Here is a 14,774-nt window from a genome sequence, read left to right on the forward strand (position 1 = left end):
GGCGGCGGGACTTGCCTATACTCCGCCGCCATGAGCGAGATTGTCCCCTTCCGCCGGCCCGGTACTGACAAGGCGCCAGATGCCCCGTCATCTGTGCGCACGGCGCCCCCGCGCCTGCTGCTGCCGGATGCGCCGGCCATTGTGGTGGGCGCGCGCGGGGTCACCTGGGTGACGCCCGATGGTGAGGTGGACCTGATCCCGCATGACGAGGCGGCGTACCGCCTTCGCCATGAAAGCGTGATTCTGGCCCATGCCCGCGCCGTGGGAAGGCGGCTGCGCACCGAGCGGATGAACGATCCGTTCGACGTCCTCGAACTTTTCGCCTTTGTCCGCCCCGCCCGTTTCTGTTTGCCCACGCCCAAGGGGCTGGCCGAGGTCACGGGACAGCCGGTCCCCGCCGATCCGGAGGCCGAGGCCCTGTCCCTGATCGACAGTGCCCGTGCCCTGCTGTCCGAACTGGCGGAGAATAACCGCCCGGAACCGGACGGGGAGAAGCGCAAGCAGCGGCGCGAACTGTCGGATGCCGCCGGCATCGGCTGGTTCATGGGGCAGGCGGGTTGGTCCTGGGCACCGTCGGTGATGGCGGCATTGGGCCTGCCGCATGGTCCCGGCGACGGGCGGGCGCGGCGTGGCCTGATGGTCTGGAACCAGCTGAAGGAATGGCAGGCCGAGGCACCGGAGCCACCGCCCGGCCATATCCCCGTGGAACCGGCGGAGGCGCGCTGGCGTCTGGCCGAACTGGTGGGCAGCGGGGCCGGGGCCGAACCGCGCCCGCAGCAGGCCGATTATGCCAGCGCCGTTTCCAGCGCCTTCACCCCCCGTGATGAACAGGGCGTGCCCAATGTGGTTCTGGCAGAGGCCGGGACGGGCGTGGGCAAGACCCTGGGCTACCTCGCCCCCGCCACCGTCTGGGCGGAGAAGAATAGCGGGCCAGTCTGGATTTCCACCTACACAAGGCAGCTGCAGCAGCAGATCGACAAGGAACTGGACCGGCTGCACCCCGACCCCGCCGTGAAGGCGAAAAGGGTGGTGGTGCGTAAGGGGCGGGAGAATTATCTCTGCCTGCTGAACCTGGAGGAAGCGGCCAATATCGCCCATACCCAGCCCGCCTATGCCAATGCCATCGGCCTGATGGCGCGCTGGGCCGCCGCCACGCGCGATGGCGATATGGCGGGTGGTGACTTCCCCGGCTGGCTGGTCGATATCCTGGGCAAGGGCCGCACGATGGGGCTGGCCGACCGGCGCGGCGAATGCGTCTATAACGCCTGCTCCCACTATTCGCGCTGCTTCATCGAGAAATCGGTCAGGCGGGCGCGCAAGGCCGACATCGTGGTGGCCAACCATGCCCTGGTCATGGTGCAGGCGGCGCTGGGCGGTGGTGACGATGCCTATGTCCCCACCCGCTATGTCTTTGATGAGGGCCATCATGTGTTCGATGCCGCTGACAATGCCTTTGCCGGGCATCTGACGGCGGCGGAGGCGGCGGAGCTGCGGCGCTGGCTGCTGGGGGCCGAGGTGTCGGGCCGCAGCCGGGCACGAGGCCTGCGCCGCCGGGTGGAGGATCTGGTCGGCGGCGACAAGGTGTCCCTGGAACTGCTGCAGGAAATCCAGCAAGCGGCCCAGATCCTGCCGGGGGAGGCTTGGTCACAGCGCATCCATGGCGGGGAGGTGAAAGGCCCTCTGGAAGCCTTCCTGGCCGGCGTGCGCGCCCAGGTCTATGCCCGCGCGCAAGGCGTGGACAATCCCTACAGCCTGGAAACCGACTGCAAGCCGGTGGCGGACGGTCTGGTTGATCTGGCCGTGGAGCTGGATGTGGCACTCCTGAAACTGGCCGCCCCGCTGGAAAAGCTGGCCGACCGGTTGAAGGAGATGCTGGACGAGGAAAGCGACGAGCTGGAGGCCGAAACCCGCCGCCGCATGGATAGTGTGGCGCGGGCCTGCAAGCGCCGCGCGCAGAATGAGGTGAATGGCTGGCGGCTGATGCTGCAAAGCCTGAAGGATGAAACCCCGCGCAAATTCGTCGACTGGTTCGGGGTGGAGCGGGTGGAGGGCCGGGATTTCGATCTGGGCATGTATCGCCACTGGGTCGACCCCACCATCCCTTTTGCTGACACGGTCGGCACCGTCGCCCACGGTCTGGTCCTGACCAGCGCCACCCTGACCGATGGCACGGGTGATGTGGAGCAGGATTGGCAGGCGGCCCATCTGCGCACCGGTACTGTGCATATGGGGGGCGTGGCTCTGCGTGCCGCCGTGCCCAGCCCGTTCGACTATTCCAGCCAGACCCGCGTGCTGGTGGTGAATGACGTGCGCAAGGATGATTTGGGGCAGGTGGCCGCTGCCTATCGCGAACTGTTTCTGGCGGCGGGCGGCGGTGGGCTGGGCCTGTTCACGGCCATTCAACGGTTGCGCGCGGTCCATGAACGCATCGCCGAACCGTTGGAAGAGGCCGGCATCCCCCTGCTGGCCCAGCATCTGGACGGCATGGATGTGCCCACCCTGGTGGATATTTTCCGCGGCGAGGAGGATGCCTGCCTGCTGGGCACCGATGCCGTGCGCGACGGGGTGGATGTGCCGGGCCGGTCCTTACGCCTGATCGTGTTCGACCGTGTGCCCTGGCCCCGTCCCGATATCCTGCACAAGGCGCGGCGGAATTATTTCGACAAGATCGCGGGCCGTCGCGGCTTTGACGACATGATCACCCGCCTGCGCCTGCGTCAGGCCTTTGGCCGTCTGGTCCGCCGCGCCGATGACCAGGGCGTGTTCGTCCTGCTGGACCCGATGATGCCGTCGCGCCTGATCGGCGCCTTCCCCGACGGGGTGGAGGTGCGCAAGGTCGGGCTGGCGGAGGCGGTGCGGGTGACGAAGGGGTTCTTGCACCGCCCCGTGTGACGGGGGGCCGGTCGGATGGTCAAGACGTAGCGCGGATTAGCGAAGCGTAATCCGCGGAGCGACGCTGGGGGGCCCCGCGGATTACGGCTTCGCCTAATCCGCGCTACACATACCCTGCTATCCCCCTCACGCCCCCGGCACACCCTTGCTGGTCGAATATTCGAAATGCAGCACATGGTCGGGATGCACCAGCGCGTGCACCGCGTGCGCTGCCATTGCCGCCTCGCTGAAACCGCACAAGATTAGTTTCAGCTTGCCCGGATAGTGCGCGATGTCGCCGATGGCGAAGATGCCGGGGGCTGACGTGGCCAGGGTACGCTGGTCGACCAGGATATGGCCCTTTTCCATGTCCAGGCCCCAATCGGCGATGGGGCCGAGATTCATGGCCAGACCAAAGAAGGGCAGCAGAATATCCGCCTCCAGTACCTTTTCATTATCATCCAGATCGGCAACGCGCACACCCGTCAGCTTTCCATCGGCCCCTTCCAGGCCCGAAAGCTGGTACGGCACCACCATCTCCACCTTGCCTTCCTTGACCAGCGCGTCCAGGCGGGACACGCTTTCCGGGGCGGCGCGGAATTTGGGGCGGCGGTGGACTACCATGACATGGGCGGCCACTTCCGACAGGGAATTGGCCCAGTCCACGGCGCTGTCGCCGCCGCCGGCAATGACGATGCGCTTGCCTGCGAAATCTTGGCGGCGCTTCACCAGATAGAAGATGCCGGTGCCTTCATAGGCCTCCAGACCGTCCAGCGGCGGCTTGTTGGGGCCGAAGGCACCCACGCCCGCCGCAATGATCACGGCCTTGGCGTCGATCACGGTGCCCTTGTCGGTACCCACGCGCCAGCCGGTATCGGTGCGGGTCAGGGTGGTGACCTGCTGTCCCAGATGGTAGGTGGGGTTGAAGGGGGCGGCCTGTTCGGCCAGCTTGTCGATCAGGTCGGCGCCATCAATGGAAGGGTGGGCCGGAATGTCATAGATCGGCTTTTCCGGGTACAGCGCCGCGCACTGCCCGCCCACCATGTCGAGCGCGTCCACCACATGGGTGCGCATCTTCAACATGCCGCATTCAAACACGGCAAACAGGCCCACGGGACCTGCGCCGATAATGACGACATCGGTGGAATGGCTGTTCTCGGACGACATGCAAACGCTCCCCATCGGGCGGACATCACGACTGGCGGGTTTGGTGCCGCGTTTCGCGCGCGATGGCAAGTGCGGATGCGCGGATGCGGGATTGCGTCACCCCTTGCGGTGCGGGGGTCTTTTGTCGGAGTCTGGGGTCATGATCCTGGAAAGCCTCTTCGAATGACCCTGACCCTTTCCCTTGCCGATGAGACCGCGACCAAGGCGCTGGCGGCACGTCTGGCCCCGCATCTGCGGGCCGGCGACGTGGTGACCCTGCGCGGTGACCTGGGCGCCGGCAAGACGGCGCTGGCCCGGTTCCTGATCCGGCATCTGGCGGGGGATGAGGCGGAGGAGGTGCCAAGCCCGACCTTCACCCTGGTCCAGACCTATGAGCACTTGACGCCGCCCATCTGGCATTTCGACCTTTATCGCCTGACCGATCCGGGGGAGGTGGTGGAACTGGGGTGGGAGGAGGCGCGCGACGCCTGCGCCCTGGTCGAATGGTCGGAACGGCTGGGCCCGCTGCTGCCGCGTGACCGGCTGGATGTGCAACTGACGCTGGACGGGCCGACGGCGCGGCAGGTGGTCATTACGGGCCATGGGACATGGGCAGAACGCGTGGCGGGGATATGAGTATGGTTCGTGAAGACGTGATTATCTCCTTCCTGGCCAAGGCCGGCTGGGGCGATGCGAGGCGGGTCGCCATGGGAGCCGATTGGTCCACCCGCCGCTATGAACGGCTGATGCGGGGCGATGGGGCCAGGGCCATCCTGATGGATGCGGCGGGTGATGGGGCGGGACAGGTGCCGCCCTTCGTGCGCCTGTGCAGCCTGCTGCGCGATGTGGATTTGTCGGCACCGGCGATCTTTGCGGAGGATCAGGGGCAGGGCCTTCTGCTGCTGGAAGATTTCGGGGATGATAGTTTCGCTACCCTGCTGGAACGCGGTGATGATCCCTGGCCGCTTTACGGTGTTGCGACCGATGTCCTGTCGCATCTGCACCAGCGCTTTGATCCCGGCACCGCCCCGGATGTGCAGCGCTATGACCTGTCCCTGTTTACTAAACAGGTGGCGCTGTTCGGCGATGCCTATCTGGAGGCGGCGGGCAATCCGTTGACCCCGGCGGGACGGCGGGCGCTGGATGAGGCCTGGGTGACCGTGCTGACCCAAGTGCTGGGTATCGTGCCCGACAGTCTGCTGCTGCGCGATTATCACCCCGGCAACCTGATGCGGCTGAACCGCACGGGCGTGCGGGCCTGTGGCCTGCTGGATGTGCAGGATGGCGGGATCGGGCCGGTCAGTTACGATCTTCTGTCGCTTTTGCAGGATGCACGGCGCGATGTGCCGGACGATATCCAGGCGGCGATGATCGACCGCTATCTGGCGTCCATGCCGGGCCTGTCGCGTGATGCCTTCCTGGCCAGTTACGCCGTGATGGGGGCCATGCGTCATGCCCGCATCCTGGGCCGTGTGGCACAACTGGCGGCGGGCGGGGGCAAGGCCAAGCAGCTGGCCTTCCTGTCCCGCGTCTGGGGACAGTTCCGGATGGCCATCGCGCATCCGCTTTTGTCGCCGTTACAAAGTTTCACGGATCAACATTTGCCCCAAGATGGGGCTGTGGCCCATATTCTGGGGCGATGACTAAAGTTGGAGTACAATTCGATGTCCTTCATGCCCAAGCGGGCGATGGTGCTGGCGGCGGGTCTGGGCCTGCGCATGCGTCCGATCACGTTGGAAACGCCCAAGCCGCTGGTGGCTGTCGGCGGCCGCACCATGCTGGATCACGCGCTGGACCGGCTGGAAGCCGTCGGCGTGGAAGAAGCGGTAGTGAATGCCCATTGGCTGGCCGACAAGATCGCCGCCCACCTCGAGGCGAACCCGCGCCGGAACCTGAAGCTGACCCTGTCGCGCGAAGAGACCCAGCTGGAAACCGGCGGCGGTGTGAAGCATGCCCTGCCGCTGCTGGGTGACGATCCGTTCTTTGTGGTCAATGCCGATATCGTCTGGCTGGATGGGCCGGTGCCGGCGCTGAAGCGGCTGGCCGGTGCCTGGAATCCCGACCTGATGGACAGTTTGCTGCTGGTCACCCCGACGCCCAGCGCCATCGGCTATGACGGGCGGGGCGATTACCTGATGGACCCCGATGGCCGCCTGTCGCAGCGCCCGGACCTGGAGGTTTCGCCCTTTGTGATGGCCGGCGTCTCGATCATGACGGCGTCACAGTTCACCGACACGCCCGACGGTGCCTTCTCCAACCTGCTGCTGTGGCAGCGGGCGGAAGCGGCGGGCCGCCTGTTCGGTGTCCGGCATGAGGGCAACTGGTACCATGTCGGCACGCCGGGCGCCGTGCCCCTGGTCGATGGTCATTTGCAGGCCCCGGCCAGCCGCGAGGTCGTGCCCTGATGTCCCATACCCCGCCGCCGGCCAGCGTTTTCACCCTGGCGCCCAACCTGCCCTTTGTCGATGCGCTGGCGGCGGGTCTGTGGGAACAGGCGGGCGGGGATGCGCTGGCGCTGAACCGGTTCACGGTGCTGCTGCCCACCGCGCGCGCCGTCCGGTCGCTGCGGGAGGCGTTTTTGCGCCTGTCGGGTGGGCGGCCCATCCTGCTGCCCCGCATGGCCCCGCTGGGCGATGTCGATGGGGACGAGGTATCGCTGATGATGGATGGGGTGACGGGCAAGGCCGGCGGCCTGGACCTGCCCCCCGCTATCGCCCCCCTGCGGCGGCAATTGCTGCTGGCCCGCGCCATTGCCGCCGCCGGCGACCGTTTTGCCAAAACGCGCGCACAGGCGGCACGCCTGGCCCGTGAACTGGCCAAGCTGCTGGACCAGACGCAGACGGAAGGGGTGGGGTTCGACCGGCTGCACAGTCTGGTCCCTGATGATTATGCCGAACATTGGCAGGTGACCCTGTCCTTCCTGTCGATCATCGTCGATCAATGGCCCGCCATCCTGGCCGCCGAAGGGGCCGTGGACCCGGCGCAGGAACGCAATAACCGCCTGCTGGCCTATGCGGCGGCCCTGCGCGCGGCCCCCCCCACGCACCCGATCATCGCCGCCGGCTCCACCGGTTCCATCCCCGCCACCGCCGAACTGCTGGCCACCATTGCGCGCCTGCCCACGGGTTCCGTGGTGCTGCCGGGGCTGGACCGCGAATGCGATGACGCGACCTGGGCGGCGCTGGACGATGCCCACCCGCAATTCGGCCTGAAACAACTGATCGACCGGATCGGCGTGACGCGGGATCAGGTGCCGGACTGGCCGCTTGCTGTCGGCGTCGCCCCATCCTGCCCGCCCGCCCGTACGGCCCTGATTGCAGAGGCATTGCGTCCCGCCGGCACGACGGAGGCCTGGCGCGATCTGGGGGCGCTGGACCCCACCGCCCTGTCCGGCCTGACGCGCATCGATGCCGCAACGCCGCAGGAAGAGGCAGGGATCATCGCCCTGATCCTGCGTCAGGCGCTGGAAATGCCGGGGCAGACGGCGGCCCTGGTCACGCCCGACCGCAATCTGGCCCGCCGCGTGGCCACCGAGCTGCGCCGCTGGGACATCCGCGTCGATGACAGTGCGGGCCGCCCTCTGGCCCAGACGCCCGTCGGGTCCTATCTGCGCCTGATCATGGATAACGCGGTGCAGGGCGCGCCCATCCCGCTGCTGTCGCTGCTGAAACACCCGATGGCGGGGGCCGGTTGGGAACCCGGCAAACTGCGGCGTCAGGCGCGGTTACTGGAAACCGCCATCCTGCGCGGACCCCGTCCGCTCGCAGGACTGGTGGGATTACGTCAGGCGATCCAAGCGGCATCCGCCAAGGGGGCCGAAGAGCGTGGGCGCATCGCCAATCCCGCCATAACCGAGGATTTGCTGCGCCTTGTCGATCGACTGGACAGGATGCTGGGCACGCTTTGTGCCGCTGTCGCGGATGGAACGGAACGGCCCCTGTCCGACTGGCTGCGCCTGCATGTCGGTGCGGCGGAGGCGCTGGCAGCGCTCACAGGGGAGAAAGGTGCCGACCGGCTGTGGCGTGACAAGGATGGCGAGGCCGCCGCCACCTTCATTGATGAGTTGCGCGATGCGGCGGACGGCTACCCGCCGCTGGGCGGCAAGGATTATGCCGGCCTGATGGAGGTGCTGATCGCCGGCAAGGCCGTGCGGTCGGCCTTCGGCCTGCATCCGCGCCTGCATGTTCTGGGTCTGATGGAGGCCCGGTTGCAGCAGTTTGACGTGATGGTCCTGGCGGGGCTGAACGAGGGGACATGGCCCCCCGCCCCGCCGCCCGACCCCTGGATGTCGCGCCCCATGCGCCGGGATTTCGGCCTGCCCGCGCCTGAACGCATGGTGGGACAGGCCGCCCATGATTTCGCCACCTCGTGCGGCGCGAAGACCCTGTACCTGACCCGGTCGGAACGGGTGGAGGGCACGCCGACGGTGCCGTCGCGCTGGCTTTTGCGCCTGGATACGGTGCTGGACAAGGCGGGCCTGCGCGGGCGGATTGAGGCGGATGGCGATTACTGGCGCGGCCTGTGGCAGGCGCTGGATCGCCCGGCGCAGGTGCGGCCCTGTCCCGCCCCGGCCCCGACGCCGCCGGTCGGGGCACGGCCCCGGAGCTTGTCCGTCACGCAGATCGAGACCTGGATGCGCGACCCCTACGCCATCTATGCGCGCAAGATCCTCAATCTCAAGGCGCTGGACCCCATCGATGCCGATCCGGGGGCGGCGGAGCGGGGGGAGATCATCCATAAGGCGCTGGACCTGTTCGTCCGCCAATATCCCGACACGCTGCCGCCGGACCCGCTGGGCGAGTTGATCGCCATCGGGCGCGGGGCATTCGGGGATTTGCTGGACCAACCGGGCGTTGCCGCCTTCTGGTGGCCGCGTTTTGAGCGGGTGGCGGAATGGTTCGTGGCGCAGGAGACGGAGCGGCGGCGGACCGTCAAGCCGCTGGCGACCGAGGTGACGGGCCGCGTCACCCTTTCCGGTCCCGGCGGCGACTTCATCCTGACGGCCAAGGCCGACCGCATCGACCGCACAGCAACCGGCGGCTTGGTCCTGATCGATTACAAGACCGGCACCCCGCCCACGGGCAAGGAAGTGCGCCTCGGCAAAGCCCCGCAATTGCCGCTGGAGGCGCTGATCGCCAGCGGCGGCGGGTTTGAGCATCTGAAAGCCGCCCCCGTGGATGGGTTGGAATATTGGCGCCTGTCGGGCGGCGATCCCGCCGGCACCATCCAGCTGCTGAAGGAAGACCCGGCGGCCCTGGCGGTGGAAGCGCGCGAAGGCCTGCTGGATCTGATCCACCAGTTCGATAATCCCGACATGCCCTATCACAGCCAGCCGCGCCCCGCCTGGGCGCCCAAATATACCGACTACGCCCATCTGGCCCGGATCAAGGAATGGTCCGCCGGCGGCGGGGGAGAGGCAGAGGGGTAATGCATGAACGACGAAATCCGCCTGCTGGCCGAACAGCTTCTGACCCAGGGCGAAACCGTCCTGTCAGACCGGGAACGCCGTGTCCTGACCCGCATCGCCCATCGCCGCGCCATTTCCCGCAACAGCCATTCCGACTTTGAAGCCAGCATGACCTTGGGTGACCGTCTGGCGGACAAGGTGGCGACGGTGGGCGGGTCGTGGAGCTTCGTGATCGCCTTCGCCCTGGTGATGGCGGTGTGGATGGGGCTGAACGCCGCCTTCTGGGGCTTCGCCTGGGACCCGTATCCGTTCATCCTGCTGAACCTGATGCTGTCCACCCTGGCGGCGGTGCAGGCCCCCATCATCATGATGTCGCAGAACCGGCAGGCGGCCAAGGATCGGGCCCAGGCCAACATGGATTACGAAGTCAACCTGAAGGCCGAACTGGAAATCATGGCCCTGCATGAAAAGCTGGACCGGCTGCGCACGGACGAATTGGAAGCCCTGCTGCGCCGGCAGCAGGAGGAAATCACCCTGCTGCGGGCGGCAGTCGAGGCGCTCAAGACCTAGAGCGTGTTTCCGTTGACTGGAAACACGCTCTAGGCTTTCGTTGTCCTCAATCGTCGGCGCTGCATCCGCAGCTTGGCTTGCGCCGCACGTGCGGCGTGGCGGCAGTCGCCGCCGGAGCTGTTTCCGGTCAACCGAAAACAGCTCTAGCGTGACCGGGTTCCATCTTACCGCAGGGTCTTGAACCGCTCCGTCGCCTGGACCAGGGCCATGCGGACGCCGGGTTCCATGGCGCTGTGGCCGGCATCGGGCACGATGATATAATCGGCTTCCGGCCAGGCGCGGTGCAGTTCGTCGGCGGTGCGGATGGGGCAGACAATATCGTAGCGCCCCTGCACGATGACGGCAGGGATATGCCGGATGGCCCGGATATCGCGCAGCAGCTTGTCTTCCGGGTCCAGCATGTTGTTGCGGAAATAATGCGCCTCGATCCGCGCCAGCCCCAGGGCGTGGTTATCCTCGCCTGAGGCGGACACCAGTTCCGGGCTGGGCATCAGGGTGGAACAGGCCCCTTCATACATGCTCCACACCCGGGCCGCAGGCAGGTGGATGGCCGGGTCGGGATGGGTCAGCCGCTTCCAGTAGGCCTCCAGCAGATCATCGCGTTCGGCCACGGGGATATAGGCGTTGAAATGGTTCCAGGCCTCCGGGAAAATCTGCTTCATCCCATAGAGGAACCAGTCGATCTCCGACCGGCGCATCAGGAAGATGCCGCGCAGGACCAGGCCGATCACCCGGTCGGGATGCGCCTCCGCATAGGCGATGGACAGGGTGGAGCCCCAGGAGCCGCCAAACACCATCCAGCGGTCGATGCCCAGATGCGCGCGCAGTGCCTCCAGGTCGCCCACCAGATGCGGGATATCATTGTTGCGCAGGTCGCCCAGCGGCGTGGAACGACCGGCCCCGCGCTGATCCAGGATGATGATGCGATAGAAGGTGGGGTCGAAAAATCGGCGATGGGTGGGCGAGGCGCCGGCCCCCGGCCCGCCATGCAGGAACAGCACGGGCACGCCATCGGGATTGCCGCTCTGTTCCCAGTAAAGGTTATGAACATCATCGACCTGCAACCGGCCGGTCTGGAACGGGTCAAGCGGGGAGAACAGATCGCCGCGGGGCATGGATGCATCCGTTTGTTGTTCCGCTGATTGTAGGCAAGCGCAACGCGCAACGCAAACCGTCCGCGCGGGCAAAGCTGGGGGAAATCGCGGCGGGTTAGGATCGTGTCATGATGACCACCCGCCTGCCCTATGCCCGCATTGATGATGACAGCCTGACGGTCCTGCTCATCGAATTCTATGCCGCCGCCCGTCTGGACCCGCTGCTGGGGCCCTTGTTCCAGACCATGGTGGGGGATGGGGACGAGGATTGGGCCGCCCATCTGCGCCGTGTGCATGATTTCTGGTCGTCGGTGACCATGGGCACGGGGCGATATGGGGGCCGGCCTATGCAGGTGCATGCGGGCATTCCCGGTCTGGATGCCGCGCATTTCCAGCGCTGGCTGGACTTGTTCGGACAGAGCACGGACCGGCTGTTCACCCCGCCCGCCGCCGCCTTCCTGCGTGACAAGGCCGCCCGGATGGGCGACGCGTTGCAACAGGGCATTGCCATGGCGCGGGGGGCGTGAAGCCGGGCCTTGCGTCCGGCCCCGCCAACCCCCATCTTGACGCCATGACCGATCCCGCCCACCCGCACCCTGACCTTGCCGACCCGCGCCCGCGCGGGGCCATCGGCCAATGGTCTGACCGGGTAAAGGCGCTGGCGCTGCTGGTGCTGCTGGCCTGTGCCGGCGTTCTGGCCGGGCTGGGCGGTGGCGAAGGGGATCGGGCGCGCGAAGGGCTGACGGCCAGTGGTCCCGGCCTGCGCGCCACCCTGTCGGAGGCGCCGGCCACGCTGGCCGCCCTGCCCGACGAACAGCGCCGCGCCGATCTGTCCGGTGGGGATGACCCGCCGCCGGCCAAATTCGTGGCGGCCAGCCCGCCCTGGGCGCCGGTCCCGGTTGCCCTGGACGGCGGCTCGTCCCTGCCGCCGGTCATCATGGGGCCTGCCATGGGCCGCGCGGGCCATGCCGCCCGCATGCCGACGGGCCCGCCCGCCGGACTTTCCGCCTGATCCACCCTGATCCTTGAATGCGCGGGGCATGCGTGGCCGATGCCCGCCCCTGCGCCCATGCCGGAAAGTCCTTTACGATGAAAAAGTCTCTGTTCTTCTACGCCGCCGCACTGGCTGCGGCAGGTGGCGTCATGACCATCAGCCGTCAGTGGGGCGGCTTCATGCTGCTGGCCACCTTCATCCTGTGGTTCCTGCACAGCGTCTTTGCCAGCACCGATGGAACAGGCCGGCAGCTGTAATCCCCGCCCTCATCCGGGCGCTGCCGCATTGGTAAGGGCCCGGATAATGCCTTTCCAGTCATCGATCACCGTCCGCAGGCGTGATTTCACCATCAGCAAACTGGTGACATCGTGTCTGCGGTCGATACGCGGCCAGGTGCCGAAATATCCGGGGCTGGAGATGATGGAGCAGGCACCGTCGGCGCCAATCTCCTCGCACCACAGGCCGATACCATAGCCCTTCATGGCTTCTGCCGCGTCGGGCTGTTCCCGGCGTTGGGCGGTGCCGATCTGGTCATGCTCCATGGCGGGGAAGATGTCGGCGGGCAGCAGGCGGCGCCCATCCGCCATCATGCCCCGTCGAGCAATCAGCAGCAGGATGCGTTCATAATCATCCGGGCTGGCGATCAACCCACCCGCCACGCCCCAGCGATCGCTCCACCGGCAGTCAGATGACAGGTCCAGCGGGTCGGCGATCAGGCGGCGGAACAGGCTGTTCCAGTCGGCCCCGCCCGCCTGTTCGGCCATGAAGGCCGCCACCTGCATCGACACGCCGGCATAGGCGAAAACCCCGCCCGGTTGTCCGATCAGGTCCATCTCGGCCAGCTTCTCCGCCGCCGCGCGCGGGGTGGGATAACGGCGCTGTTGCAGGATGGGGCCGGTTGCAGGCAGGGCGGAGGTATGGCTCATCAACTGTGCCAGCGTGATGCCTGCCTTCGGGCCGGTGCTGATCAGACCAGCCTCGGCCAGGGTGGTATCAAGCCGCAGTTGTCCCTGCGCCACCACGGCCATGATCACCAGACCCGCCACCCATTTGCTGGCCGATGCCACCTCGATGGCCGTTGCGGGGCCGATAGCGCCGAAATAGCCGCGATACAGCACGCGGTCCCCCTGATGCGCGATGGCCGCTACCCCGTCCAGCCGATGCCGGCGGATGGCGTCCTGGATCAGCGCTGTCACCTCCGGCAGGTCTGGTGAACGGGGATCGACAGGCAGGGAAAAGGCGGCGCGAACGGGCAGCAGCAGGCTGGCGCCAAGGCCGGACAGAAATAGGCGGCGGCTGGGCATGGGCATGCTCCGGGTTGGGGCCTATGCCTTATACGCCGCCTGCCGTCGATTCCGTCGTCGCACCGGGCCTATTCAAACCGATGCGGCACGAAGCGGGAGGTGTCGCGGGTGACAGCGGTACTGTCCTCACGGATGCCGATGCCCCGGCATTCATCGCCCACCATCCAGGCGCCGATCACGGCATGATGGTCGCGCACCACGCCCTTGATGTCCGGCCCCCGTGCCGACACCACCGGCGACCAGGCCTGATAGACATAGCCCTCTTCACCATAGGGTCCGGCCACATCCAACTCGCGCGTGGTCGGGCGGCCATCGGCGCCCATGGTGACGACGCTGATATTGGCTCCTTCGCGGCCCAGCAGCGGCTTTGCCACCACGCGCGTGCCGGCGGCAAAGGCGCGGCGGTCGAAATGCGCCTCCACCAAGTAGGGGTGGTAGGGGTACATTTCCCACAGAACCGCCAGCAGCCCCTTGTTGGACAGCAGCATCTTCCAGGCGGGTTCCACGACACGGATATCATTGCGCTGTGCCAGGGTCAGCAGGTTGGTGCCGAAATCATCGGCCACCAGCCATTCCCACGGCGTCAGCTTGAACAGGCATTTGATCTCCTGCTCCTCCAGGTCGGTGAAATAGCTGCGGGTGCGGCGGTTAAGGTGGTCCTGCTCCTCGGTCCAGCCGATATCCGACAGGGCGATGCTCTTGGTCGCCAGCCCGGCCTCGATGGCCGTGTCCTGGAGATAGCGAAGCGTGCCCTCATCCTCCGTATGCGGCATGGCGCAGGTCAGGTGCAGGGCGCGCCCCGCCTCCCATTCGCCCCGCCGACCGCCATCATCGGCCAGCAACCGGTCGGCGCGCAGCAGGGCCTTCCACTGTTCCACCAGCCCTTCATGGATTGAATTGAACTGATCCCCGTCGGGGAACACATCCTCCAGCCAGGCCCATTGCGCCACCGCCGCTTCATACAGGCCCGTGGGCGTATCGGCGTTATATTCCAGCAGTTTGGGCATGCCATCGCCATGGCCCGCCCCGCCATAGGCCAGATCGAACCGGCCATAGAGGGAGAATTCCTGTCCCCCCTGATGGCGCTGCCACGACGCCTCGATGGCGGGGATGGCGTGGGCCGGGATGTTCAGCAGCGGGTAGAGCCGTTCATCGATGATGCGCTTGGCGGCGGCCAGACACATCTTGTGAAGCTCGTTGCTGGCCTCTTCCAGCAGGTCGATCTCCGCCTCGCTGAACACCCAGCAGGCACTCTCATCCCAATAGACGCCGCTCGGGTCCTCGTCGGTCGGGATGGTGTGGAAATCAAAGCCCAGCGCTTCCATGCGGGCTTTCCAATCGGGACGCGGGCGGATGGATTGGCGATGCATGGCAATTGTCGCTCGGCT

General features: G+C 66.8%; 13 protein-coding genes. 9 read left to right on the forward strand and 4 right to left on the reverse strand.

Features of this window, described 5'->3' with window-relative positions; genetic code table 11:
• Window positions 1–30: 30 nt before the first annotated feature.
• Entirely contained in the window at window positions 31–2,892 is a 2,862-nt protein-coding gene (locus ACODSP_RS13160) for an ATP-dependent DNA helicase (protein WP_488966027.1), read from the forward strand.
• 126 nt (window positions 2,893–3,018) lie between these two features.
• On the opposite strand, the gene ACODSP_RS13165 is transcribed toward ACODSP_RS13160, so the two are convergent.
• Entirely contained in the window at window positions 3,019–4,038 is a 1,020-nt protein-coding gene (locus tag ACODSP_RS13165) for an NAD(P)/FAD-dependent oxidoreductase (protein WP_488966028.1), read from the reverse strand.
• A 162-nt stretch (window positions 4,039–4,200) separates the two neighbouring features.
• On the opposite strand from ACODSP_RS13165, the gene tsaE reads away from it, so the two are divergent.
• From tsaE to ACODSP_RS13190, 5 genes are read left to right on the forward strand one after another with little or no spacing between them, the layout of a single operon-like run.
• Window positions 4,201–4,653: a tRNA (adenosine(37)-N6)-threonylcarbamoyltransferase complex ATPase subunit type 1 TsaE gene (gene tsaE, locus ACODSP_RS13170; protein ID WP_488966029.1), complete on the forward strand. Its 453-nt coding sequence runs from the start codon at window positions 4,201–4,203 to the stop codon at window positions 4,651–4,653.
• 2 nt (window positions 4,654–4,655) lie between these two features.
• Entirely contained in the window at window positions 4,656–5,660 is a 1,005-nt protein-coding gene (locus ACODSP_RS13175; protein WP_488966030.1) for an aminoglycoside phosphotransferase family protein, read from the forward strand.
• 21 nt (window positions 5,661–5,681) lie between these two features.
• The gene (locus tag ACODSP_RS13180; protein WP_488966031.1) at window positions 5,682–6,422 is read left to right on the forward strand and encodes a nucleotidyltransferase family protein; all 741 of its coding nucleotides are present in this window, start codon (window positions 5,682–5,684) and stop codon (window positions 6,420–6,422) included.
• A complete protein-coding gene (addB, locus tag ACODSP_RS13185; protein ID WP_488966032.1) occupies window positions 6,422–9,445 on the forward strand; it encodes a double-strand break repair protein AddB in 3,024 nt (1,007 codons plus the stop codon). The genes ACODSP_RS13180 and addB overlap by 1 nt, the downstream gene beginning before the upstream one ends.
• A 3-nt stretch (window positions 9,446–9,448) precedes the next feature.
• Complete coding sequence (locus ACODSP_RS13190) at window positions 9,449–9,994, forward strand: DUF1003 domain-containing protein (RefSeq protein ID WP_488966033.1); 546 nt, start codon at window positions 9,449–9,451, stop codon at window positions 9,992–9,994.
• Between the two features lie 164 nt (window positions 9,995–10,158).
• Here ACODSP_RS13190 and pip read toward each other — a convergent pair whose 3' ends face one another.
• On the reverse strand, window positions 10,159–11,109 hold the full coding sequence (gene pip, locus ACODSP_RS13195; protein WP_488966034.1) for a prolyl aminopeptidase: 951 nt from the start codon (window positions 11,107–11,109) through the stop codon (window positions 10,159–10,161).
• Between the two features lie 107 nt (window positions 11,110–11,216).
• On the opposite strand from pip, the gene ACODSP_RS13200 reads away from it, so the two are divergent.
• The 3 genes from ACODSP_RS13200 to ACODSP_RS13210 all read left to right on the forward strand — a co-directional run bounded on the left by ACODSP_RS13200 (window position 11,217) and on the right by ACODSP_RS13210 (window position 12,339).
• The gene (locus ACODSP_RS13200; RefSeq protein WP_488966035.1) at window positions 11,217–11,615 is read left to right on the forward strand and encodes a group III truncated hemoglobin; all 399 of its coding nucleotides are present in this window, start codon (window positions 11,217–11,219) and stop codon (window positions 11,613–11,615) included.
• On the forward strand, window positions 11,612–12,100 hold the full coding sequence (locus tag ACODSP_RS13205) for a hypothetical protein (protein ID WP_488966036.1): 489 nt from the start codon (window positions 11,612–11,614) through the stop codon (window positions 12,098–12,100). The genes ACODSP_RS13200 and ACODSP_RS13205 overlap by 4 nt, the downstream gene beginning before the upstream one ends.
• Window positions 12,101–12,177: 77 nt before the next feature.
• Complete coding sequence (locus ACODSP_RS13210) at window positions 12,178–12,339, forward strand: hypothetical protein (protein ID WP_488966037.1); 162 nt, start codon at window positions 12,178–12,180, stop codon at window positions 12,337–12,339.
• Window positions 12,340–12,348: 9 nt separating this feature from the next.
• On the opposite strand, the gene ACODSP_RS13215 is transcribed toward ACODSP_RS13210, so the two are convergent.
• Both ACODSP_RS13215 and ACODSP_RS13220 read right to left on the reverse strand, forming a co-directional pair.
• Window positions 12,349–13,386 carry a serine hydrolase domain-containing protein gene (locus ACODSP_RS13215; RefSeq protein ID WP_488966038.1) on the reverse strand — a complete coding sequence of 346 codons (1,038 nt, stop codon included), beginning with the start codon at window positions 13,384–13,386 and terminating at the stop codon, window positions 12,349–12,351.
• A 68-nt stretch (window positions 13,387–13,454) separates the two neighbouring features.
• On the reverse strand, window positions 13,455–14,756 hold the full coding sequence (locus tag ACODSP_RS13220; protein WP_488966039.1) for a glutathionylspermidine synthase family protein: 1,302 nt from the start codon (window positions 14,754–14,756) through the stop codon (window positions 13,455–13,457).
• Window positions 14,757–14,774: the final 18 nt, after the last annotated feature.

Source organism: Niveispirillum sp. FG156 (genome assembly GCF_057809555.1).